Below are 22,713 nucleotides of genomic sequence, written 5' to 3' on the forward strand. Positions count from 1 at the left end.
CACACCGCCACCGAGGTGGTCGACGTCGAGGCGGGCCGCCTGCAGGCCGCCGACGGCACCTGGCACCCCGCCGACGAGATCGTCTGGGTGACCAACGCCGGCGGCGCCGCCTGGCTGCGCGACACCCGGCTGGCCCTCGACGACGATGGCTTCATCGAGGTCGACGACACCCTTCGCTCGCCGTCGGACCCGCGCATCTTCGCCGCCGGCGACATCGCCACCCAGGTCAACCATCCCCGCGAGAAGGCCGGGGTCTTCGCCGTGCGCCAGGGCCGACCGCTGGCCGACAACCTGCGCGCCGCCGTGACCGGCCAGCCGCTTACGCCCTACCGCCCCCAGGCGAGATGGCTGGCCCTGATCAGCACCGGCGACCGCCACGCCGTGGCCTCCCGGGGCGGGCTGTGCCTGGCCGGCGACTGGGTGTGGCGCTGGAAGGACGGCATCGACCGGCGCTTCATGGCCAAGTTCAACGAGCTGCCGCCGATGGAAGAAGGTGCCATGCCGGCGTCCCGGCCCAGCAAGGTGGTGCTGGACGAGGAGGAGAACGCCCAGGCGATCTCGGCCATCGCCATGCGCTGCGGCGGCTGCGGGGCCAAGGTGGGCGCCTCGGTGCTCTCCCGGGCCCTCTCGACCCTCGAGCCGGTGGCGCGCGAGGAGGTGCGGGTCGGCCTGCATGCCCCGGACGACGCCGCCGTGGTGCGGGTGCCGCCGGGCAAGGACATGGTGCATACCATCGACTTCTTCCGCGCCTTCATCGACGACCCCTATGTGTTCGGCAGGATTGCCGCCAACCACGCCCTGGGCGACATCTTCGCCATGGGCGCCGAGGCGCAGACCGCCACCGCCGTGGCCACGGTGCCCCAGGGGCTCGAGGCCAAGGTGGAGGACACCGTCTACCAGATGATGTGCGGCGCCGTGGAGGTGCTCAACGAGGCCGGCTGCGCTCTGGTCGGCGGGCACACCGGCGAGGGCAGCGAGCTGGCCCTGGGGTTTGCCGTCAATGGCCTGATCGATGCCGGCGGCGACAGCGCCCTGACGAAAGGCGGCCTGCGACCCGGCCAGGCGCTGATCCTGACCAAGCCCATCGGCACCGGCACCCTGTTCGCCGCCCATGCCCGGCTCGCCGCCCGCGGGCGCTGGATCGATGCGGCACTCACGAGCATGAGCCAGTCCAGCCGCCAGGCGGCAAGCTGCCTGCGCGAGCACGGCGCCACCGCCTGCACCGACCTCACCGGCTTCGGCCTGCTGGGTCACCTGGTCGAGATGACCCGCCCCTCGGGCGTGGATGCCGAGCTCGACCTGGCCGCCCTGCCGCTGCTCGAGGGCGCGGAGGAGACCGTGGCCGCCGGCATCCTGAGCTCCCTGCAGCCCGCCAACGTGCGCCTGCGCCGCGCCATCCGCGACCAGGCCGACTGGGTCGAGCACCCCCGCTACCCGCTGCTCTTCGACCCCCAGACCGCCGGCGGCCTGCTGGCCAGCGTGCCCGCCGAGCGCGCCGAGGCCTGCCTGGAAGCCCTGCATGCCCTGGGCTATGCCCGGGCCGCCCTCATCGGCCGGGTCCTCGAACCCGGCGAGGCGCTGGAACCCATCCATCTGACGGGCTGAGGGCCGAAGCTAGCGTGCGGAGGGTGCCGAAGGCGAAATGGTATCAGGGGTTGAGCCCGCAGGCGGCAATAACCCGCGCCAGCCCCTCGCGCTCGGCCTCGGGCCGGAACCGCGGCGCGTGCGCCAGCACCTGCCGGCGCAGCCGGTCGACGAAGGCCGGCTCTGCCTCGGCGCGGCGCAGCAGGTCGCGCAGCGCCGCGGTATCGGCCACCGGGAAGTAGCCGGCGTAGTCATCGCCCAGCAGGCCGCGGTTGCCCGGGATGTCGGAGGCCAGTACCGGCAGGCCGGCCACGCAGGCCTCGCTGACCACGTTGGCGCCCCCCTCCATGCGCGAGCTGATCACCATCAGCCGGGCCTTCGCCATCCACCGTCGCACCCGCCAGCGGGGCTGGTCACCCAGCCAGCGATAGCGGGGGTTGCCCGCCATCTCGTCACGGGCCGCCTCTGCCCAGGCATCCTCCAGGGCCCCGCCCAGTTGGATGACCCTCAGTCGCGACGCCGCCGGCAGCTCGCGCACCGCAAGCGCCGCGCGCAGCGGGTCCTTCTCCTCGCGCAGGTGGCCGGCCACCAGCACGTCCAGGTGCCGGCGGCCCGGCGGCGGGGCACGCGGCGGCAGGGGCAGTGCCGACTGGTGGACGACCTGCAGCCGCGGCAGGAAACGCGGGGGAAGGTCCTCGGCCAGGCAGTCATGCAGGCCGACCAGGACATCCGCGGCGGCCAGGCTCTCCAGGAACGCCTCGGGATGGCTGTGCTGGAAGCGATAGACGTCCGTGCCCGTCAGCACCACCACCAGCGGGCAGCCCGGGAAGGCCTCGCGACAGGCCCGGATGGCCCCATGGCTGCGCCAGGCATGCAGCGTCATCACCAGGTCGGGCGACTGGCCGGCGATGCGCCACTGCTCCGTGTCCTCCTCGGAGCCCAGGACCCGCACCCGGCAGCCCAGTGCTCGCAGCAGTCCCGCCCAGCGGGTCGCCGTGGCGCGGTTGCCGGCGCGCGAGCCTCGACCCGCCGGGGTGATCAGGGCTACCTTCAATCCCATGCTGTCTCCTTGAAGAGGTCGAGATGCCATCCACAACACTCGGCATACCGCCGACGCCACCCCGGGGCGCCGATGAGCTGGCGGAGATGCTCGTCGATGCCCGCACGCGCAGCCTGGCACTGATGCGCGATACCCTCGAGGCCCGCGAGCTGGGCCCGCGCCTGGCAATCGTCAACCCGCCGCTCTGGGAGCTCGGCCACCTGGGCTTCTTCCACGACCATTTCGCCCTGCGCGGCCTCCATGGCCTGCCCGACTACCAGCTCGCCGGCGCCGACCGGCTGTTCGATTCGAGCAGCATCGCCCACGACGACCGTTGGGCGCTACCGCTGCCCTCCCGCGACGAGACCCTGGACTACCTCTCGCGGGTGCAGCAGGCGATGCTAGAGCGCCTGCCTGACGGCACCGCCAGCGCCGCCCAGAGCTATGTCTACCAGCTCACCACCCTGCACGAGGACATGCACGGCGAGGCCTTTCTCTATACCCGCCAGACGCTGGGCGACCCGGCCCCGGAGCTGGGCGCGCCCGTTCCTGGCCAGGCTCCGGAAGAGGTCCCGGAAGAAGGCCCCGCCGGCGCGCTGCCCGGCGATGTGGCCATCCCCGGCGGACGCCACCGGCTGGGCTCCGACGAGGACGTGCCCTTCCGCTTCGACAACGAGAAGCCGCCCCTGGAGGTCGAGGTGGCGCCCTTCTCGATCGCCCGGGCGCCGGTCACCAACGGCGAGTTCGCCGCCTTCGTCGAGGACGGCGGCTATGCACGGCGCGAGCTGTGGAGCGAGGCCGGATGGCAGTGGCGCGAGCACCAGGCGCTGCGGGGGCCGATCTACTGGCGCCGTGACGCCACTGGCCACTGGGAGGAGCGCTGCTTCGACCGCTGGCTGCCGCTGGCTCCCCACCAGCCGGTCGCGCACGTGAGCTGGCACGAGGCCGAGGCCTGGTGCCGCTGGGCCGGCCGGCGCCTGCCGAGCGAGGCCGAATGGGAGGTCGCCGCGAGCCGTGCGCCTTCCGCGGACGGGGGCTCGCTCCCCCCCGGAAAGCGACGCTTCCCCTGGGGCGACGCGCCGCCGGATGCCGCCCGCGCCAACCTCGACGCCTGGCGCCTTTGCCGGCTCGACGTCGCGGCGCTTCCCGAGGGCGACAGCGCCTTCGGCTGCCGGCAGATGCTGGGCAACGTCTGGGAGTGGACGGCCTCGCCCTTCGCCCCCTTCCCGGGCTTCGCGCCCGAGCTCTACCGCGACTACTCGGCTCCCTGGTTCAAGGAGGGGCGCTACGTGCTGCGCGGCGGCGCCTGGGCCACCCGCTCGCGGCTGGCCCACAACGGCTACCGCAACTTCTTCACGCCGGACCGCCACGACATCCTGGCCGGCTTTCGCACCTGCGCCCGTTGAGGGCCGCAATGCTTGAACGCCGCCCCCTGGGCTCAGGTCCCGCGGGGGGGCTTGCGAGAAGAGTTGCGCAGCGCCTCGAAGCCGATGATGACATCCAGCAGCTCGGTGGTGATGTCATCCTGGCGCACCGTTCTCAGCTGCCCCTTCACCTCGTCCAGGCGCTCGTCCACCGACCGTTCGGCCTGCTGCATCAGGGCGAGCCGCGCGGCATTCTCGGTGACCATGGCCTCCGCCGATGCGCGAAAGACACTGGCGAAGATATGGCTGCGCAACAGCGCGGCAAACAGCTCGTGGGTCGGCATCGAATAGTCGGGCAGGGAGCGGGACTTCCATGGCCGGTCGGCAAGTCCTTCCAGGAACGCCTGCCCAAGGGGCAGCAGCGGTAACAGCGCCGGCTCGTGCTGCCCGCGTCCGGCGCGCCGGGTGAAGGCCAACGTGACCTTCCGGTGGTAGGGCTCACCGTGCCCGATGTCGTCCAGCCGGGTGACGATGCTGCCCGCCAGGCGCCCGATACCCTCCGCCGAGGCCGGTGGCAGGAAAACGCTCTCGGGGCCGAGCCCCTGCCCCGCCAGGGCGTCATGCATCCGGGCGCCGACACACAGCACCCGAAGCGCGGCGCCTTCGGCCGTCGTCGGCACGAGTTCGGCCTGCACCTTCTCGGCGAGCAGCTCGTTGTAGTTGCCGCACAGGCCATGGTCGGAGCCGAACACCACCACGATGCTGTCGACCGGTTCCGCTTTCGGCAGGGTGATGGGGCCGGTTCTGGCGACGAAGGCCCGGAGTCCGCTGCGCACCGTATGGTGATAGGCCTCGATGGAGCGGGCGGCGCGCTCGTAGGGCACGGCATTGATGGCCGAGATGGTCTTCATGGTGTGAACGATCCCGCGGATGCTGGTCAGCGTATCAAAGCGGCGGGACAGGGCCTCAAGCGTCTGCGTCACGGTCGTCCTCCGACACTCCCAGGGCGGCGCGCGCCACCTCGAGGACCGCGGCGCGATCCTCGTCGTCCAGGGGCTCATTGCGTGCAATGCGCGTGGCGACTCCCTTCAGGGCGTCGCCCACCGACACCCGGATGGTGTCCATGGCGGCCACCACCTCGGTCTCCGACAGCCCGTCGAACATGCCGTCCATCGCCGCCAGCAGGACCAGCAACTGCTCCTCGGCCGGCACCGGATCCCGCTCGGGCTGACGCAGTGCCGCCCGGACCGCCGCGCCCCGGCTCAGGCGAGCCCGGGTGGCGTCATCCAGCCGGGTGCCGAAGCGGGCAAAGTCCTCCAGTTCCTCGAACTGGGAGAGGGTGACGCGCAGGTTGCCGGCAACATCCCGGAAGGCGCGATGCTGGGCCTTGCCGCCCACCCGCGACACCGACACCCCGAGGTCCACCGCCGGGAACTGGTTCTTGCGCACCAGCCGCGGTGACAGATAGATCTGGCCATCGGTGATCGAGATGAGGTTGGTCGGGATATAGGCCGACAGGTTTTCCGCCTGGGTCTCCACCACGGGCAGGGCGGTGATGGAACCGCCCCCGGCGTCCTCGGTGAACTGGCCGGCGCGCTCGAGCAGCCTGGCATGCACGTAGAAGATGTCCCCGGGGAACGCCTCGCGCCCCGGCGGTCGCCGCAGCAGCAGCGAGAGCTCCCGGTAGGAGCGGGCGTGGTGGGTGAGGTCATCGAAGACGACCAGCACGTCCCGGGCCTGGTCAGCGAAGTATTCCGCCATCGTCATCGCCGCATAGGGGGCGATATAGGCCAGGCCCGGCGCGTCCTCGTCGCCGGCGACGACCACGATCGTGTTCGCCAGCTGCCCGCTCTCCCTGAGCGACTCGATCACCCTGGCCACGGCATCCCCGCGCTGGCCGATGGCGCAGTAGATGCTGAGGACATCCGACCGGGCCTGGTTGAGGATGGTATCCAGGGCAAGGGAGGTCTTGCCGGTCTGGCGGTCACCGATGATCAGCTCCCGCTGGCCCAGACCGACCGGTACCGCGGCATCGACCACCTTGAGGCCGGTCGCCAGCGGGCGGCTGACGGCCGCACGGCTGAGAATGTCCGGTGCCCGGGCTTCCACCGGCCGCTCGGCCACGGCGGCCACCCTCCCCTTGCCATCCCGGGGCCGGCCCGTGGCGTCCACCACACGGCCGACCAGGCCCGGCCCCACCGGCACGCTGATCACCTTGTGGGTGCGCCACACATCCTCGCCGGCGCTCACCCGTTCCGACGGGCCCAGCAGGACGACGCCCAGCCGGTCCGGCTGGAGGTCAAGCACCACGCCGCGCACCCCCGAGGCAAACACCAGCAGCTCATCCGCCAGGGCTCGCCCCAGTCCGGCTACCACGGCGATACCATCCCCCACCGCAGCCACCGTGCCCACCTCGGCCAGCACAAGCGACGGGGCCGGGCTGTCCAGCAGGACGTCGATGAACCCCTGCACGTCGGGCGGTCGCGATTCATCCGCCATGTTCGTTCACCCTGCCCGACTCGCCACTGGCCAGGCGCTCCTCCAGCAGGCCGACCAGTTCATCGGTGTAGCTGTCCACCGTCCAGGCCAGCTGGATGCTGCCGATGCGCAGCACCAGCCCGGGGGACTGGCCGTCATCCGTGGCAAAGCGCACGGGCAGCCCGGGCGCCAGGGCCTGAAGGGCGGCCTTCAGCTCTTGCCGGGCGCCCTCCGGCAGCGGGGCATGGGTGGTGGCCAGCGCTTCCTCGGCGTTGCCGGCCGCAGCGGCCAGCTCTTCCGACAGCGGCGCCAGCTGGCTGACCACATGCAGGGCAATGTGCTCTTCCAGGCGCTCGTCGGCCAGGTCGTGCAGCGCCCGGCCCGCCAGCTGGTAGAGCGTCTCGGCACTCGCCCTGTACAGTTCCGTCGTGAAGCGTTCGCGCTCACGGACCAGGTGCGCCTGCGTGTCCTGGCGCTCCTGCGCCAGCTTCTCGCGGGCCTCGGCCAGCAGGGCATCGCGCTGTTGCTCGGCTTCCTCGCGAACCCGTTCCGCCAGGGCGGCCTGGTCGGCCAGCAGCTGCTGTTTCTGTGCCAGGAAGTCCGCCTCGGCGGCTTGCGCCTCCTGCTGGGCGCGCGCCGCTTCCCCCATCTGCTCGGCGATCTCGGCCTCGCGGGCATCGATACCGTTCAGGATCGGCTTGTAGAGAAAGCGCTTGAGCAGCCAGACCAGCACCAGGAAGTTGGCGATCTGGGCGAGGACCGTGACCCAGTCGATCGACATGGTCTACCCCGCTGCCGGCTGGGTGGCTTGCAGGAATGCATCCATGAACGGATTGGCGAACAGCACGATCATCGCTATCACGAAACAGTAGATCGCGGTGGACTCGATCATCGCCAGGCTCACGAACAGGGTCCGTGACAGGGTGGAGGCCGAGTCCGGCTGCTGGGCGATGGCGCTCAGGGCAGCGGCCGCGGCGCGGCCCTCTCCGAGCGCCGGGCCCAGCGCACCGAAGGCCATCGTCAGTCCCGCGGTGAAGATGGAAACGGCCGCGATAAGGGCAGCATCTGTCATCGGTCTTCCTCCTGGTGGTCGAGATCGTTGTCCGGCTTGCTGATGACGGCCGTGGCCGACGAGATATAGACGGTCGCCAGGATGGCGAAGATGTAGGCCTGGATCAGGCCGGTCAGCAGCCCGAGCACGTCCATCACCACGGGAAAGAAGAACGGCGCCAGGCCCAGCAGGATGCCGGCAATGACCGCGCCGCTCATCACGTTGCCGTAGAGGCGGATGGCCAGCGAGATGCCCCGGGAGAACTCGCTGATGATGTTGAAGGGCAGCATGATGACCGAGGGCTGGACGTAGGTCTTCAGGTAGCCCCCGATGCCCTGTCGGGTGATGCCGAACAGCGGGACGGCGATCAGCACCGACAGGGCCAGGGCCGCCGTGGTCGACAGCGAGGCCGTGGGCGGCGTGAAGCCCGGCACGACCAGCAGCAGGTTCGATAGCGCGATGAACAGGAACAGCGTGCCCGAGAAGTAGAGGACGTGGCGCGACGCCTGGGGCGAGATTTCCTCGATCTGCCGCTGGATCCCGGTGACGATCACTTCCAGGGTCGTTCGCCAGCGATTCGGCGGCACGTCCGGCCGCAGTTTCCGGGTCACCAGGATCGAGGCGCCGGTCAGCAGGGCCATGACGATCCACGTATTGACGACGGTCTCGTTGATGCCGAGGCCCCAGAGCGTGAAGACCGTGGTCTCGTCGGGTGTCAGTTGCATCCGGCCTCCTTCACCCGGGGTAACCGGGCCATCAGCGTGGCGGTGAAACGCACCAGGAAGAAGGCGAGCGCGTAGCCGGCGAACGCCCAGCCCAGGGTTCCCCCCTCGGTCACCAGCCAACCTGCCCACAGCAGCAGGCCGATCCGCAGCGCGGCACTGGGCAGCAGGACAGAGACGGGCCGGATCAGGCGCATCGCCAGGCGGATACTCAGCGCCAGGCCCACGAAGTAGAGGATACTGACGGCGACACCGGTACCGAAGCCGGTGATCACGGCATGCCAGTCAATCGTCATGAGGGTCACTCCCGTTTTCCTTGCCTTCCTTGCTGGCCCAGGCCCAGGCAATGAAGCTGCCGAGGGCAACGCCACCGAGGATCAGGGCGAGGGTCCACTGAAAATCCTGTGGCATGTGGCGATCGAGCCACAACCCGAGAAAGGCGCCGCCCACGGTAGGTACCGCGATCGACCACCCGATCATGCCGAAGACACCCAGGCCCCGCAGCGGGCTCGCGCCGGGGTCATCCCGTGCCCTCTTCAGGCGCCGGGCACGACGGCCGATGTCCTCCACCGGAGACTTCCGCTTCCGGGTCATGGCGCCCTGGGCCGCTGCAGGTCGGCAAACCGCCGCACGATGCCCGCCTCCAGGCGAGACAGGGCGGAGCGGGCCACGCGCTCCTCTTCATCCACCTCGACGAAGCTCTCCTGCACGGTCTCCCTCAGCGAGGCCAGGTCGCTGCCTTGGACGCCCCGCCGAATGGCGATGTCCACGTGATGGCCCCTCTTCACCAGGATGCCCTCGTCGATGCCGAATATCTGCTCCTCACCGTCCGCCAGGGTCAGGATCAACACCGAGGGCACCAGGGCGGTGACGAAATCGACATGGTTCGGCAGCATCCCGAAGGCACCGTTTTCCGCCTCGGCAAACAGCCGGCTAGCCGGGCCCTGGTGCAGGGTCCGGGTCGGCAGTCGCAGGGTCACCCGCATCTCCGTCGACTGGGTCATGCCACGGCCTCCAGGTCGGAGAGTGCGCCGATCATGTAATAGTCGCCCTCGTCATCCTCGAAGCGGGTCTGGTTCAGAATGGTCTCGCACCCCTCGAGGGTATCGGCGGTGCTCACGCGCCGACCCTCGGTGCCGGTGAACGAGCCCGTGGTGAAGAAGGGCTGGGTCAGGAACCGTTCCAGCCGGCGGGCGCGGGCAACGGTGGCCCGGTCGGCGGCCGACAGCTCCTCGATGCCGAGCATGGCGATGATGTCGCGCAGCTCCTCGTATTCGGCCAGGGTACGGCGCACCGCCCGCGCGATGTCGTAGTGCCGCTGCCCCACCACCGAGGGCGTGAGCATGACCGAGGAGGAGGCCAGCGGATCGATGGCCGGGTACAGGCCCTCACTGGCCCGCTTGCGTGACAGCACCACCGAGCCCGACAGGTGCGAGAAGATATGGGCGGCCGCGGGGTCGGTGAAGTCGTCGGCCGGCACATAGACCGCCTGGACCGAGGTGATGGCGGCCTGCCGCGTGGAGGTGATGCGCTCCTCCAGTTCCGCCAGCTCGGTGGCCAGCGTCGGCTGGTAGCCCACCCGCGAGGGCATGCGGCCCAGCAGCCCGGAGACCTCCGAGCCGGCCTGCACGAAGCGGAAGATGTTGTCGATCAGCAGCAGCACATCGCGCTGTTGCTCGTCGCGGAAGTACTCCGCCATGGTCAGGGCGGTCTTGCCGACCAGGAACCTCACACCGGGCGCCTCGTTCATCTGGCCGAACAGCATCACGGTGTTGTCACGCACGCCGGCCTCACCCATTTCCCGGTAGAGCTCCTCGGCCTCGCGGGAGCGCTCGCCGATGCCGCAGAAGAGGCTCACGCCCTTGAGCTGCTGCACCGTATTGTTGATCAGCTCGGTGATCAGCACGGTCTTGCCCACGCCGGCGCCACCGAACAGGCCGGTCTTGCCGCCTCGCTCGATGGGAGACAGCAGGTCGATGGCCTTGATGCCGGTCTCCAGTATCCTGCTGCGAACGATTCGGTCTTCCAGCCGAGGCGGCGCCTGGTGGATGGCACGCCGTTCCGCAGTCACCGGCGCGGGCTTGCGGTCGATAGGTGAGCCGAACACATTGAGCATGCGACCCAGCACGGCGTCGCCGACCGGCACGCTGATCGGCGCACCGGTGGCCCGCACCGGCATCCCCAGCCCGAGGCCCCTGACCGGTCCCAGCGCCATGCAGCGCACGATGCCATTGTCCTCCAGGCCGGCCACCTCCAGGGCCGTCTTCCCGACGTACAGGAGCTCCCGGATAGCGGGTACAGGCCTGGTGAACCTGACATCCACGACTCCCCCACGAAGGGCAACGATGATACCGGTGGCAGCGTCATCCTCGGGTCGGACATGGGTTTCCTGCTGCGTCATCATCGCGTCCTATGCATCGTCAGACACTCGCGTACCCGCCGTTCCCTCGAGAATGGCGACGGCATCGACCAGCCGGCCGATGCCGCTGATACCACCAGTTTCGGCAAAGTCACAGGCGGCCGCCAGCTTGGGCCCCATGGAGCCGGCAGGCATGTCCATCTCGCGGGCCTGGGCAACCGTCAGGGCGTTGACCGGGGATGCGGCATCGGTCCCGTAATCCCGGTACACCGCCTCCACATCGGTCAGCAGCAGCAGGGCATCCGCGCCCAGCTGGCGCGCCAGCAGCGCGCTGGCAGCGTCCTTGTCGATCACCGCCTCCACGCCGATCATGCTGCCGTCCTCCCGACGCAGGACCGGTATCCCGCCGCCCCCGGTGCACACAACCACCACGCCCTGGGCGAGCAGCAGCTGCAATACCCGCAGGTCCGGAATCTCCAGCGGTCTTGGCGAGGGGACGACCCGACGCCACTTGTCGCCGTCCCGGGCGATACGCCAGCCAGCCGCCGACGCCCGACGCTCGGCCTCGGCCTGCTCGTAGACCGGCCCGACGAACTTGGTGGGGGCGGCAAAGGCGGGATCCCGGGGATCCACCACCACCTGGGTCAGCAGGGTGGCCACCGGCCGATCATGGTCGAGCGCGTTCTCCAGCTCCTGCTCGATCATGTAGCCGATCATGCCCTCGGTCTCGGCGCCCAGCACGTCCAGCGGATAGGCCTCGTCCGGCCGGTAGGCGGCAGCCTGCAGCGCCAGCAGGCCCACCTGGGGGCCGTTGCCATGGGTGATCACCAGCTGGTGCCCGGCGCGCACGATATCTGCCAGCGCGCGTACCGCCACCTGCACGTTGCCGCGTTGCGCCGCGGCCGTCAGCGGCTCGCCGCGCTTCAGGAGGGCGTTGCCACCCAGTGCCGCCACCACCAGCATGTCAGCCTCCCAGGGTCGCGACGAGCACCGCCTTGATGGTGTGGAGCCGGTTCTCGGCCTGGTCGAAGACGATGGAGGCGGGGCTCTCGAACACCTCCTCGGTCACTTCCATGGCATCGATCCCGAAGGTCTCCTTCATCTCCCTGCCCACCGAGGTCTCGGTGTTGTGAAACGCCGGCAGGCAGTGCATGAAGCGTACCCGGGGATTGCCGCTCCTGGCCATCAGGTCGGCGTTGACCTGATAGGGCATCAGCAGCTTGATGCGCTCGGCCCACTTCTCCTTGGGCTCGCCCATGGAGACCCAGACATCGGTGTAGACGACATCGACCCCGGCCACGGCCTCGTCGATGTCGTCGGTGATCATGATCCTGGCACCGGTCTCTGCCGCGAGCGCCCTGGCCTCCTCCTGAACGGCCGGGGAGGTCCAGCAGGCCCTGGGCGCACAGAGCCGCACGTCCATGCCCATCTTGGCCCCGCCGATCAGCAGGCTGTCCCCCATGTTGTTGGCGGCATCGCCGACGAACACGTAGGACACCTCGCGCAGCGGCTTCTCCACGTGCTCCTGCATGGTCAGCAGGTCCGCGAGGATCTGGGTGGGGTGAAACTCGTTGGTCAGGCCGTTGTAGACCGGCACGCCGGCATGGGCGGCCAGCTCCTCCACGATGGCCTGCCCGAAGCCGCGGTACTCGATGGCATCGTAGACCCGGCCCAGGACCCGGGCGGTGTCCTTCACCGACTCCTTGTGGCCGAGGTGGTTGCCGGTGGGACCGAGGTAAGTGACGCGGGCGCCCTGGTCGTAGGCCGCCACCTCGAAGCCGACCCGGGTGCGGGTGGAGTCCTTCTCGAAGATCAGCGCGATGTCCTTGCCCACGAGCGTCGGCACCTCGGTGCCGGCGTACTTGGCGGCCTTGAGGTCCGCGGCCAGCTTCAGCAGGAAGCCGATCTCCTGCGGGGTGAAGTCGCGCAGCGTCAGGAAATGCCGGTGCTTGAGGTTGAATGCCATGGTGCGGTTCCTTCCCTGTCAGATCGGATCACGGCGGGTCGGGCAGCTCATGCAGCGCCCGCCGCCGCGCCCCCGGCCCAGCTCGGCACCGGGAATGGCCAGCACCTCGATGCCCGCCGCCTCCAGTGCCGCATTGGTGTCGTCGTTGCGATCGTAGCCCACGACGACACCGGGGCTCAGCGCCAGCACGTTGTTGCCGTCGTTCCACTGCTCGCGCTCGCGCTCTTCCGGGGTATCGCCGCCGGTAGGCACCACTTCCAGCGCCCCGTACCCCAGGACCTCGGCGACCAGGTCGAAGAGGTGGCGCGGGTCCTGACGGAAAGCCAGCGTCTTGCCCCCCTCGCCGGGACGCAGGTCGTAGCAGACCACCGCATCGGCGACCTCCTTGAAGGCGGTCACCACGTTGCCGCCACAGAAGGTGAAGACCGTGTCCAGGTGCATGGCCGACCGGGTCTTGGGGAGCTGGCAGGCGACCACCCGGTGGACGCTGCCCTCCTCGAACAGCGCCTTCGCCAGTTGGCCGATGGCCTGGGGCGAGGAGCGCTCGCCCATGCCCACCAGCACCGTGCCGTGCCCCACCGGCATGACATCCCCGCCCTCGAGGGTGGCGAGGCCATGGTCGGCCAGGGGATCCCCCCAGTGCACCTTCACCCGGCCCGCGAAGGCCGGATGGAAGGCGTAGATGGCGGCCATCAGCAGGGTCTCCGGCTTGCGAGCACTCCAGAACATCGGGTTGAGGGTGACCCCACCGTAGATCCAGGCACTGTTGTCGCGGGTGAACAGGAAGTTGGGCAGGGGTGGCAGCACGAAGCCGAAGTGGCCGAGGTGGTTGCCGAACAGCCCCACCGGGTCGAAGGGCAGGTCTCCCACTTCCAGGCCGCCGATCAGGAACTCGGCCAGGGTCCCGCTCGGCAGCTCGTCCATCCAGGCGCGCAGGTCCGACACCATGCCCACCCCGATGTGGTCCCAGGTGATGCGGTGGTCCAGCACCCAGGCGCGAGCTTCGTGGATATCGAGGGTCTCGGCCAGCAGCGCGTTGACGTCGAAGACCTCCACGCCCCTGGTCCGCATCACGCCGGCGAAGACGTCATGATCCTTCTGGGCCTGCTTGACCCAGAACACGTCGTCGAACAGCAGGGCATCGCAGTTGGAGGGCGTCAGTCGCCGATGGGCCAGGCCCGGGCGGCAGACGATCACCTGCCGCAGGGTGCCGGTCTCGGAATGCACGCCGAGCTCGGGCGGCGCGTCATGGGAAGGGTCAGGCATGGCAGCACTCCTTTCCGTCGGGCGTCACGGGCGTTGTTCACAACAGGGCCCCGGCACTGATGACCACGCTGATGAAGACGGTCAGTATCAGCAGCAGCGGCCAGATGAAGACCAGCCAACGGTCGTAGGAGACGCGACCGATGGTCAGGCCGCCGATCACCACCGCGAAGGTGGGATTGATCAGGTTCACCAGGCCATTGGCGGACTGGTAGGCGGTCACCACCAGGTCCCGCCCGACGTTCGCGAAGTCCGCCAGCGGCGCGAGGATCGGCATGGACAGCACCGCGAGGCCGGAGGACGAGGGCACGAAGAAGCTCATCCCCACTTCGATCCAGAACATCAGGTTGATGAAGGCGAGCTCGGGCAGGCCCCCCAGCGACGCCTCGGCACTGTGCAGGATGGTGTCGGCGATCATGCCCTGTTCCATGATCACCACGATGCCACGTGCCAGGCCGACGACCAGGGCCACGCCCAGCAGCTCCCGGGCCCCGTCGACGAAGCTGCTGGTCAGCGTCTTCTCGCCCAGACGGGCGACGAGACCGATCACGATGGCGGCGCCGAAGAACAGCGCCCCCATGCGCGCCATCCACCAGCCCTGGGTGGAGACGCCCCAGATCATGACCGCGAAGGTCAGGGCGAAGATCGACAACGCGATGATCTGGGTGGTGTTGAGGGTGGCGTTCTCGATGTCGTCGCCCTCCTGCCCTTTCAGGAACACCCGCCGGTGGGCGTCCCACTGCTTGGCCACCACGGACCGGGAGGGGTCGGCCTTGACGCGTGCGGCATAGCGCATGACATAGGCGATGCAGATCAGCAGGCCGCCGATCAGCAGGATGAACCGCAGCACGATGCCATCGGTGAAGGGAATATCGGCCGCGTTGGCCGCGATGACGGTGGCAAACGGATTGATGGTGGAACCGAGCACCCCGATGCCCGCGCCAATCAGGATGATCGCCACGCCAGTGACGGCATCGTAACCGGCCACCAGTATCACCGGGATCAGGATGGCGTAGAAGGCGAGGGTTTCCTCCGCCATGCCATAGGTCGTTCCGCCCAGGGCAAACAGCGTCATGAGGATCGGGATCATCCAGATCTCATGGCCTTCCAGGTGTCGCATGGCGCTGCGTATGCCGGTGTCGATGGCCCCGGTGGCGTTCATCACCCCCAGGAACCCGCCGAGGAACAGGATGAACAGCGCCACATCGATGGCGTTGGCAGCATAGCTGTCCGGGTCGTAGAAGCCGGCGGTGGGTGCCAGCATGACCTCGACGAACCCCTGCGGGTTGGACTCCACCGTCTGGTAGGTGCCGGGTACGGCCACCTCGCGGCCGACCTCCTCGTTCATCACACGGTCGTACTGTCCGGCCGGGATGATCCAGGTCAGGGCGGCGACGAGGATGATCAGGCCGAAGAGGATGGTGTAGGCGGTCGGGAAGCGCGAGGCGAGGTCGCGTTCCGCGTCTGGGGGTGGCTTGTCGGCCTCGCTCATGGTGCGCCTCCTGTCGTCAATCGCACGCTCGAAGCCCCTGGGGCCCCTGGACACCGCGGCAGGCACCGTCACTGCGCGACGCGAGCCTGCCTTGTCGCAGGATAGCCCATGCCGCCGGGCCCACCGCCCCGGGTGAGGAATTTCACCCGCCGCCGCGAATGCCCAGCCTGCCGCCTGCCGGAAGGCCCTCTGCGGGTCAGGGAGGTGACGCGGGAAGGCCCCGCGGGAACGCATGACATCCCCGCGGAGCAGGTCGTCTCCGCCGGCCAGGCGGTGCAGGGAGGCGCGGAGGCGGTTGCCGGCTACTCCGGCAGGTCGGTCACCGCCCCGGTGGAAGCCGAGCTCACCGTGCGCGCGTACTTCGACAGCACCCCCCGCGCATAGCGCGGTTCGGGCTGGCGCCAGGCGGCGCGGCGGCGCATCAGCTCCTCGTCGGAGAGGTCGACATCGATGGTATCGGCCTCGGCATCGATGGTGATCAGGTCGCCATCCTCCACCAGCGCCAGGGGGCCGCCGTCGAAGGCCTCGGGCGTCACGTGGCCCACCACGAAGCCGTGGCTGCCGCCGGAGAAGCGCCCGTCGGTGATCAGCGCCACCTCGCTGCCGAGCCCCCGGCCCATGATCGCCGAGGTCGGCGTGAGCATCTCGCGCATGCCGGGCCCGCCCCGGGGCCCCTCGTAGCGGATCACCACCACGTCGCCAGCCACCACGGTGCCGTCGTTGATGCGCGCCTGGGCCTCCTCCTCGGAGCCGAACACCCGGGCGGAGCCTGCGAAGCGCATGCCCTCCTTGCCGGTGATCTTGGCCACCGCCCCTTCCGGCGCCAGGTTGCCGTACAGGATGCGCAGGTGGCTCTCGGCCTTCACCGGGCGCTCCAGCGGGGCGATGATCTGCTGGTCATCGGGATAGGGGGCGACATCGGCCAGGTTCTCGGCAAGCGTCTGGCCGGTCACCGTCAGGCAGTCGCCGTGGAGCAGGCCGGCCTCGAGCAAGGTCTTCATCAGCGGCTGGATGCCGCCGATCGCCACCAGCTCGCTCATCATGTAGTGGCCGCTGGGGCGCAGGTCGGCGACGACCGGCACGCGGCGGCCGATCTCGGTGAAGTCGGCAAGCGACAGCTCCACGCCGATGGTGCTGGCCATGGCGACCAGGTGCAGCACCGCATTGGTGGAACCACCCAGGGCGATCACCACCGTGATGGCGTTCTCGAAGGCCTGGCGGGTCATGATGTCGGAGGGCTTGATGTCGCGCTCGAGCAGCTCGAGCACCGCCGCGCCGGCCGCCTCGCAGTCGTCGCGCTTGGCCTGGGATACCGCGTTCTGCGCCGAGCTGCCGGGCAGGCTCATGCCCAGCGCCTCGATGGCCGAGGCCATGGTGTTGGCGGTGTACATCCCGCCGCAGGAGCCGGGGCCCGGGATCGCCGTCTCCTCGATCTGCTTCACCTCGATCAGGTCCAGGTCGCCACGGCTGTAGGCGCCCATGGCCTCGAACACCGAGACGATGTCGGTATGGCCGGTGCCGGGCAGGATGGTCCCGCCGTAGACAAAGACGCTCGGCCGGTCGAGGCGCGCCAGCCCCATCAGGCAGCCCGGCATGTTCTTGTCGCAGCCGCCGATGGCCACCAGGCCGTCGAAGCCCTCGCAGCCGGCTACCGTCTCGATGGAGTCGGCGATCACCTCGCGCGACACCAGCGAGTACTTCATGCCCTCGGTGCCGTTGGCAATGCCGTCGGAGATGGTGATGGTGTTGAAGATCACCCCCTTGCCGCCGGCCCCGTCGGCCCCGTCGCTGGCCCGGCGGGCCAGCTCGTCGATATGGCTGTTGCAGGGGGTGAGGTTGCTCCAGGTGGAGGCAATGCCCACCTGGGGCTTCACGAAATCCTCGTCGGTGAAGCCCACCGCGCGCAGCATGGCGCGGCTGGCAGACTTGCCGACCCCGTCCACTACCTCGGCGGAATGGCGGCGGCGGGGATCCTTCGGCGTATCGGACATGGCAGGGCTCCTCTGAAGATGGCGTGACCTTCAGAGGGTGGACCGCAAGTCATGTGGCTGTCCATGACCCACCTGTCAACCTTGCCACACGGCACGGAGGAAACTACTCTATCGCAAAGTGCGATAGAGCAGGCGCCATGCATGTGATCACCCAGAAGCGCATCTGGGAAGCCAAGCAGAAATGGCCCCAGGCCGCCTCTGCACTGGATGCCTGGTATCGGCTCATGAAGTCGAGCGAGCCCGGCAGCTTTGCCGAGATGAAGGCGGTGTTTCCCGCGACCGACAAGGTGGGCCGCCAACATGTGTTCGATATCGGCGGCAACAAGATTCGCCTGATCGCCGTGGTGCACTACCGATTCAAGAAGGTCTATATCCAGCACGTGCTCGATCACGTGGAATACGACAAGGGCACCTGGAAGGAGTGAACATGACCAGCATCGTCCAACAGGCTGCCGCCCACTGGCGCTTCGTAGCCCCCCTGCTCAACGCCCCGGAGTCGGAGGACGACTACGACGCCCTGGTCGCGGCACTCGATGAGCTGCTCGAGGTGATCGGAGATGACGAGGAACACCCACTGGCGAGCCTCGCCTCCCATATGGGTGACCTCATCGAGGAGTACGACGACACTCACCGCCCGATGCCGGAGGTGAGAGGCGCCGACATGCTCCACCACCTGATGCAGTGGCATGGCCTCGACCAGTCGAGCCTGCCGGAGGTCGGCACCCAGTCGGTGATCTCCGAGATCCTCAATGGCAAGCGACGGCTAAACGTCCGCCAGATCAAGGCCCTCACCCAGCGCTTCGGACTTCCCGCCGACCTCTTTCTCGACTGACTCGATATCTCAACGCGTAGAAAGGCCGGGTCGCCACCCGGCCACCAGCAGGCTGACCAGGGTGGAGGCGAGAAGTGCCCCCAGGAACGGCGGCAGGGTCGGGATGCTGCCGGGGAAGCTCGCCGCCAGCACGCCCGCCGCGAGGCTGCCCTGGGCGACCCATCCCGGCAGGATGGCGCCGAGCATGCCCGCCACGCCGCCGGCCACCGCGGCCAAGGGGCTCATCCGCGACCAGAGGCCCAGCAGCACCGGCACCACGATGGCCGCACAGAGCAGGTCGGCGATCAGGAACAGCCGCAGCACCGAGAGCCCCTGCAGCGCCACGCCCACCACCGGCACCATCAGCGCCACCGTGACCCAGCGTGCCGCGCCGATGGAGAGCCCGCGCCGGCCGGAACCCGCCACCACCAGCGAGGCGAGGCCGTTCTGCAGGGTATCCACGCTGGAGGCGACCAGGGTCACCGCCAGCACCAGCGCCGGCAGGGCCAGCCAGCCAGGCGCCTGTGCGAGCAGCGCGAAGAAGGGGATCGGCGGCTCGCCCAGCGCCACGCCGGCCATGGCCGCCAGCATGCCGAGGCCGCCCACCACCATCACCACCAGCACGGTGACGCCGCCGCCCAGCCAGGCGCCGCGGCCCAGGGCGCGGTCGTCGCGGGCCGCCCAGACGCGCTGCCAGTAGCCCTGGTGGAAGAGGTTGGCCGCGGTCACCGCGATCACCAGGGTCAGCGCCACGGCCAGGGCGCTGCCGGCGGGGATCGACGGCAGCGCGGCATCCACCGGCATCGCGGGCAGGCGCATCAGCGCCACGCCACCGACCAGGGCCAGCAGCGCGATCAGCAGCCAGGCCTGCCAGCGGTCGGTAGCGAGGCTCGCCCGCAGGCCGCCCATTGCCGTGTAGAGCAGCGTGGAAACCGCCACGCCGATGACCACCAGCGCCGGCGGCACATCGGAGAGCAGCGCGGTGATGGCACCGATGGCGGTGAGCTCCGCGGCCAGGAAGCAGGCCATGTAGAGGATCGAGACCAGCGACACCCAGCGCCGCACCCCGGCGCCATAGCAGGCCTCGGCGAACTCGCCGATGCTGCGCCCCTCGGGCAGGTGGCGGCGGATCGCCGGCCCATAGAGCCCGAGCACGATGAACGGCAGCGCCGAGCCGATGGCATAACCGGCCAGCGCCAGCGGGCCGACGAAGGCCCCGATCTCGGGTGGCGCGAAGAGGATCCAGGCGCCCATCCCGGAGGCCAGGAAGGAGAGACCCAGCGACTGGGCCCCCTGGGAGTTGCGCGCGGTGACGTAGTCGTCGAGGGGGCCGTCGGCCCGGCGGGCCCTGAGGCCCAGGAACGCAAAGCAAAGCAGCGCCGCGCCGAGCACGGCAGACGTCAGGTAGGGCATGTCGCACTTCCTCCGCCGGTATGAACCGGATCAGGTTCCAGGGTCAGCGCGATGCGCTCTCTCAGCCCCGGCCAACGCATGCGGCAGCGGGACTCCCCTGGCGACAAGTGAATGGATTGTGGGATCGCACCTCGCATCGTGCCCTGGCGGGCCGATGGTGGGACGATCGAGGAACATCATAACGCCGCCCTCCCCTGGCGACCACCCGGGCCCGATTCCCGTGGGCTTGTCGGCGGCGCCAGCCAACAGGCCCTCGAGGTCTCTCGCGAAGGTCCCCTCTCGCGATGACGGAACTCCCTCTCCTCGATGACGGTCGCAGGGCGAGTCCATGGCTCATGGACGCATTGCCATTCGCATCACCGACATCATCCACGTGTAGTCAGGGAGGAAACGCATGCACAGACCGATCCCGAGGACACTGCTGGCCTTGCTCGGCGCCGGGCTGCTGGGGAGTGCCGCCCAGGCGGCCGAGACTGCCACCTATGGCTGGATCGAGAAGGCCACCATCGAGCCGTGGGGCACGGCGGTCAAGGTGAAGCTGGATACCGGTGCCCTGACATCATCGATGCAGGCCGAAGAGATCGAGACGTTCGAGCGCGACGGAGAGGACTGGGTGCGATTCACCGTCGAGGTCGAGGACGAGGAAACGGACGATGTCGTCTCGAAGACCTTCGAGCGGCCGGTGTTTCGCGACCTGCGGGTGAGGGGTGCCGGAGGGGAAGAGAGCCGGCCCGTCGTGCTGATGACGCTCTGCATGGGAGAGACGCTTCGCGAGGAGCAGTTCAGCCTGGAGGATCGCGACAACATGAACTACCCGGTCTTGCTCGGGCGACGCACGATCCAGGACCTGGGCAGTGTCGAGACGACCCGCACCTTCATGCACGAGCCCGAATGCAACGATGATTCGCCCGTCAAGCCACACTCCGAGAAGGAGTATGACGAGGATATCGGCGTATGAAGTACCCCGCCGGGGGATACCGCTGCCGACCATGACACCATCCAACCGATGCCACAGGAGCCCATCGTGACAGGCAAGACACGCACGCTTTCCTGGCTAGTGCTGCTAGGAATACTCCTTGTCGCTTCCCAGCCCGCGCTGGCGCAACAGCGACTGCCGGACTTCACCCAACTGGTGGAGGAAGCCGCCCCGTCGGTCGTCAATATCTCGACATCCCGAACGGTCGAGCGACAGGCACCCCCCACCGGCCAGTTCGGTGGCCAGGAGTTACCCGAGATCTTTCGGCACTTCTTCGGTGACCGCATGCCCATGCCCCCCGGCGGCGGCCGAGGCCAGGGCAACCAGGAGCGCCGCTCGCTGGGCTCGGGCTTCATCTTCGATGAAGACGGCTACATCATGACCAATGCCCATGTGGTCAAGGAGGCCGACGAGATCCTGGTGCGCCTCAACGACCGGCGCGAACTCGAGGCCGAACTGGTGGGTACCGATGACAAGACCGATGTCGCCGTGCTCAAGGTCGATGCCGACGACCTTCCCACCCTCGACATGGGCGAGGCGGGAGACCTTGAAGTGGGCCAGTGGGTCGCCGCCATCGGCTCCCCCTTCGGCTTCGATCATTCCGTGACGGCCGGCATCATCAGTGCCATCAACCGCACCCTGCCCCAGGACGTGTATGTGCCCTTCATCCAGACCGACGTGGCCATCAACCCGGGCAACTCCGGTGGGCCACTGTTCAACCTGGAAGGGGAGGTGATCGGCGTGAACTCCCAGATCCTGACGCGTAGCGGCGGGTACATGGGGCTTTCCTTCGCCATCCCGATCGATGTGGCCATGGATGTCGCCGACCAGTTGCGCAATGAGGGGTACGTCAGCCGCGGCTGGCTCGGCGTCAGGATCCAGCCGGTTTCCCGGGACCTGGCAAGCTCCTTCGGGCTGGACCAGGCCGAAGGCGCCCTGATCGCGGACCTGGCCCCCGACGGCCCGGCGGCCGAAGGCGGGCTCCAGGCGGGCGACATCATCCTGGAAGCCAATGGCCAGGAGGTCGACCACTCCACCACGCTGCCCAGGCTGATCGGCGGCGTGGCCCCCGGTGAGGAGGTCGAGCTGCTGGTGCTGCGTGAAGGCGAGCGGCAGTCGATCACCCTGGAGGTTGGCGAGTGGCCGGACGCGGGAGCCGACCAGGCCGGCAACGAGAGCGAACCGGCCCGCCTCGGCATCGCGGCACAGCCCTTGAGCGACGCCGAGCGCCAACAGCTCGGACTCGATCATGGCGTGCGCATCGCCGATGTCGACCCCTCCGGACGCGCGGCAGCCGCCGGGATCCGCCCGGGCGATGTGCTGGTGAGCATGGGGCAGCAGCAGGTGGAGAGCCCCGAACAGCTGGCCGATATCGTCGCCGACCTGCCGGAAGGCCAGGCGATCCCGGTACGGCTCTACCGGGATGGCAACTCCTACTTCGTGGCCTTGAGTCTCGGCGGTGACTGACCCCAGAGCCCAGTCATTGCCATGATTCAGCGCCCCGGTAGCAACCCCACCGGGGCGCTGAATCACGTAGCCCCGGTCATTCCGCCTTACTTCTCCCGCGGCACCCACCCCATCAGGTAGAACTCCTCGTTGGGGGGGGGCGTGCCGGTCAGGGTGACCAGGCGGTTGGAGAGGTTGGAGAGGTTGGAGAGATTGGAGAGGCCGAAGAAGGCGGCGATGGCGCCGATGTCCCATATGTCGTCGTGTGTGAACCCGGCCGTTTTCAGGCGAGCCTCCCACTCGTCGGTGAGCTCTCCCACCTCCAGACCGCAGTAGAGGGCGAAGTCCAGCATGGTGCGGTGGCGCTCGCTGATCGGTGCGGTGGTTGATGGCCACCTGATCGGCGAGCAGCGGGTCCTTGCTGTAGATACGCACCAGGGCACCGTGGGCCACCACGCAGTAGAGGCAGCGGTTGCTGGCGCTGGTGGCCACCACGATCATCTCCTTCTCGGCCTTGGTGAGCGTGTCGGACTCCCGCTCCATAAGGGCATCGTGATAGGCGAAGAAGGCGCGGAACTCGGCCGGCCGGTGGGCCAGCATCAGGAAGACGTTGGGCACGAAGCCGGCCTTCTCCTGCACTGCCAGCATGGCATCGCGGACGTCATCAGGCAGGTCGTGGATTGATTCGGGAACGGGGGAAACGGCTGATCGAGGCGGACATGGAGGCTCCAAGTGTTGTGGTTGTTGGCAACGCCACC

The 22,713-nt window shown here is 68.9% G+C and carries 22 protein-coding genes, 1 pseudogene and 1 riboswitch; of the genes and pseudogenes, 6 read left to right on the forward strand and 17 right to left on the reverse strand.

Annotation, left to right across the window (positions count from 1 at the left end):
- A partial coding sequence (gene selD, locus SCI24_RS04675) for a selenide, water dikinase SelD (RefSeq protein WP_318724270.1) occupies positions 1-1,605 on the forward strand: 1,605 nt, incomplete at its 5' end.
- Between the two features lie 43 nt (positions 1,606-1,648).
- Here the strand turns inward: selD and senB are convergent.
- Entirely contained in the window at positions 1,649-2,644 is a 996-nt protein-coding gene (gene senB / locus SCI24_RS04680) for a selenoneine biosynthesis selenosugar synthase SenB (protein ID WP_318724271.1), read from the reverse strand.
- 23 nt (positions 2,645-2,667) lie between these two features.
- Between senB and senA the strand changes: the two genes are divergently transcribed.
- Positions 2,668-4,029 carry a selenoneine synthase SenA gene (gene senA, locus SCI24_RS04685; RefSeq protein WP_318724272.1) on the forward strand — a complete coding sequence of 454 codons (1,362 nt, stop codon included), beginning with the start codon at positions 2,668-2,670 and terminating at the stop codon, positions 4,027-4,029.
- A gap of 32 nt (positions 4,030-4,061) precedes the next feature.
- Here senA and SCI24_RS04690 read toward each other — a convergent pair whose 3' ends face one another.
- The 14 genes from SCI24_RS04690 to ilvD all read right to left on the reverse strand — a co-directional run bounded on the left by SCI24_RS04690 (position 4,062) and on the right by ilvD (position 17,309).
- A complete protein-coding gene (locus SCI24_RS04690) occupies positions 4,062-4,970 on the reverse strand; it encodes a FoF1 ATP synthase subunit gamma (RefSeq protein WP_318724273.1) in 909 nt (302 codons plus the stop codon).
- Complete coding sequence (locus tag SCI24_RS04695; protein ID WP_318724274.1) at positions 4,954-6,486, reverse strand: F0F1 ATP synthase subunit alpha; 1,533 nt, start codon at positions 6,484-6,486, stop codon at positions 4,954-4,956. The genes SCI24_RS04690 and SCI24_RS04695 overlap by 17 nt, the downstream gene beginning before the upstream one ends.
- A complete protein-coding gene (locus SCI24_RS04700) occupies positions 6,476-7,246 on the reverse strand; it encodes a hypothetical protein (RefSeq protein ID WP_318724276.1) in 771 nt (256 codons plus the stop codon). The genes SCI24_RS04695 and SCI24_RS04700 overlap by 11 nt, the downstream gene beginning before the upstream one ends.
- A gap of 3 nt (positions 7,247-7,249) precedes the next feature.
- The gene (locus tag SCI24_RS04705; protein ID WP_318724277.1) at positions 7,250-7,537 is read right to left on the reverse strand and encodes a F0F1 ATP synthase subunit C; all 288 of its coding nucleotides are present in this window, start codon (positions 7,535-7,537) and stop codon (positions 7,250-7,252) included.
- Entirely contained in the window at positions 7,534-8,241 is a 708-nt protein-coding gene (locus tag SCI24_RS04710; RefSeq protein ID WP_318724278.1) for a F0F1 ATP synthase subunit A, read from the reverse strand. Before SCI24_RS04710 ends, SCI24_RS04705 begins: the two co-directional genes overlap by 4 nt.
- Positions 8,232-8,534, reverse strand: a complete 303-nt coding sequence (locus SCI24_RS04715; protein ID WP_318724279.1) for a hypothetical protein — start codon at positions 8,532-8,534, stop codon at positions 8,232-8,234. Before SCI24_RS04715 ends, SCI24_RS04710 begins: the two co-directional genes overlap by 10 nt.
- Complete coding sequence (locus tag SCI24_RS04720; RefSeq protein ID WP_318724280.1) at positions 8,524-8,832, reverse strand: AtpZ/AtpI family protein; 309 nt, start codon at positions 8,830-8,832, stop codon at positions 8,524-8,526. The genes SCI24_RS04715 and SCI24_RS04720 overlap by 11 nt, the downstream gene beginning before the upstream one ends.
- Positions 8,829-9,242 (reverse strand): F0F1 ATP synthase subunit epsilon, encoded by a 414-nt coding sequence (locus SCI24_RS04725; protein ID WP_318724281.1) that lies wholly within the window; start codon positions 9,240-9,242, stop codon positions 8,829-8,831. Before SCI24_RS04725 ends, SCI24_RS04720 begins: the two co-directional genes overlap by 4 nt.
- A complete protein-coding gene (gene atpD, locus SCI24_RS04730; RefSeq protein WP_318724282.1) occupies positions 9,239-10,639 on the reverse strand; it encodes a F0F1 ATP synthase subunit beta in 1,401 nt (466 codons plus the stop codon). The genes SCI24_RS04725 and atpD overlap by 4 nt, the downstream gene beginning before the upstream one ends.
- A gap of 9 nt (positions 10,640-10,648) precedes the next feature.
- Complete coding sequence (arcC, locus tag SCI24_RS04735) at positions 10,649-11,560, reverse strand: carbamate kinase (protein WP_318724283.1); 912 nt, start codon at positions 11,558-11,560, stop codon at positions 10,649-10,651.
- Position 11,561: 1 nt separating this feature from the next.
- Positions 11,562-12,563 (reverse strand): ornithine carbamoyltransferase, encoded by a 1,002-nt coding sequence (argF, locus tag SCI24_RS04740; protein WP_318724284.1) that lies wholly within the window; start codon positions 12,561-12,563, stop codon positions 11,562-11,564.
- Positions 12,564-12,581: 18 nt separating this feature from the next.
- Positions 12,582-13,829: an arginine deiminase gene (locus SCI24_RS04745; RefSeq protein WP_318724285.1), complete on the reverse strand. Its 1,248-nt coding sequence runs from the start codon at positions 13,827-13,829 to the stop codon at positions 12,582-12,584.
- 37 nt (positions 13,830-13,866) lie between these two features.
- The gene (locus tag SCI24_RS04750) at positions 13,867-15,318 is read right to left on the reverse strand and encodes a YfcC family protein (RefSeq protein ID WP_318724286.1); all 1,452 of its coding nucleotides are present in this window, start codon (positions 15,316-15,318) and stop codon (positions 13,867-13,869) included.
- 302 nt (positions 15,319-15,620) lie between these two features.
- Positions 15,621-17,309: a dihydroxy-acid dehydratase gene (ilvD, locus tag SCI24_RS04755; protein WP_318724287.1), complete on the reverse strand. Its 1,689-nt coding sequence runs from the start codon at positions 17,307-17,309 to the stop codon at positions 15,621-15,623.
- Positions 17,310-17,446: 137 nt separating this feature from the next.
- Between ilvD and SCI24_RS04760 the strand changes: the two genes are divergently transcribed.
- The gene (locus SCI24_RS04760; protein ID WP_318724288.1) at positions 17,447-17,734 is read left to right on the forward strand and encodes a type II toxin-antitoxin system HigB family toxin; all 288 of its coding nucleotides are present in this window, start codon (positions 17,447-17,449) and stop codon (positions 17,732-17,734) included.
- 2 nt (positions 17,735-17,736) lie between these two features.
- The gene (locus tag SCI24_RS04765; protein ID WP_318724289.1) at positions 17,737-18,141 is read left to right on the forward strand and encodes a transcriptional regulator; all 405 of its coding nucleotides are present in this window, start codon (positions 17,737-17,739) and stop codon (positions 18,139-18,141) included.
- 9 nt (positions 18,142-18,150) lie between these two features.
- On the opposite strand, the gene SCI24_RS04770 is transcribed toward SCI24_RS04765, so the two are convergent.
- Positions 18,151-19,533: a sodium:solute symporter gene (locus SCI24_RS04770; RefSeq protein WP_318724290.1), complete on the reverse strand. Its 1,383-nt coding sequence runs from the start codon at positions 19,531-19,533 to the stop codon at positions 18,151-18,153.
- Positions 19,523-19,642: riboswitch (TPP riboswitch) on the reverse strand. Its footprint overlaps the gene before it by 11 nt.
- A 285-nt stretch (positions 19,643-19,927) precedes the next feature.
- On the opposite strand from SCI24_RS04770, the gene SCI24_RS04775 reads away from it, so the two are divergent.
- Positions 19,928-20,491 (forward strand): ATP-dependent zinc protease, encoded by a 564-nt coding sequence (locus SCI24_RS04775; RefSeq protein WP_318724291.1) that lies wholly within the window; start codon positions 19,928-19,930, stop codon positions 20,489-20,491.
- 66 nt (positions 20,492-20,557) lie between these two features.
- The gene (locus tag SCI24_RS04780; RefSeq protein ID WP_318724292.1) at positions 20,558-21,976 is read left to right on the forward strand and encodes a DegQ family serine endoprotease; all 1,419 of its coding nucleotides are present in this window, start codon (positions 20,558-20,560) and stop codon (positions 21,974-21,976) included.
- Positions 21,977-22,062: 86 nt separating this feature from the next.
- Here SCI24_RS04780 and SCI24_RS04785 read toward each other — a convergent pair.
- Positions 22,063-22,676: pseudogene (locus SCI24_RS04785) on the reverse strand (peroxidase-related enzyme).
- Positions 22,677-22,713 lie beyond the last annotated feature (37 nt).

This window comes from Halomonas sp., assembly GCF_033549285.1.
Taxonomy (GTDB): domain Bacteria; phylum Pseudomonadota; class Gammaproteobacteria; order Pseudomonadales; family Halomonadaceae; genus Halomonas.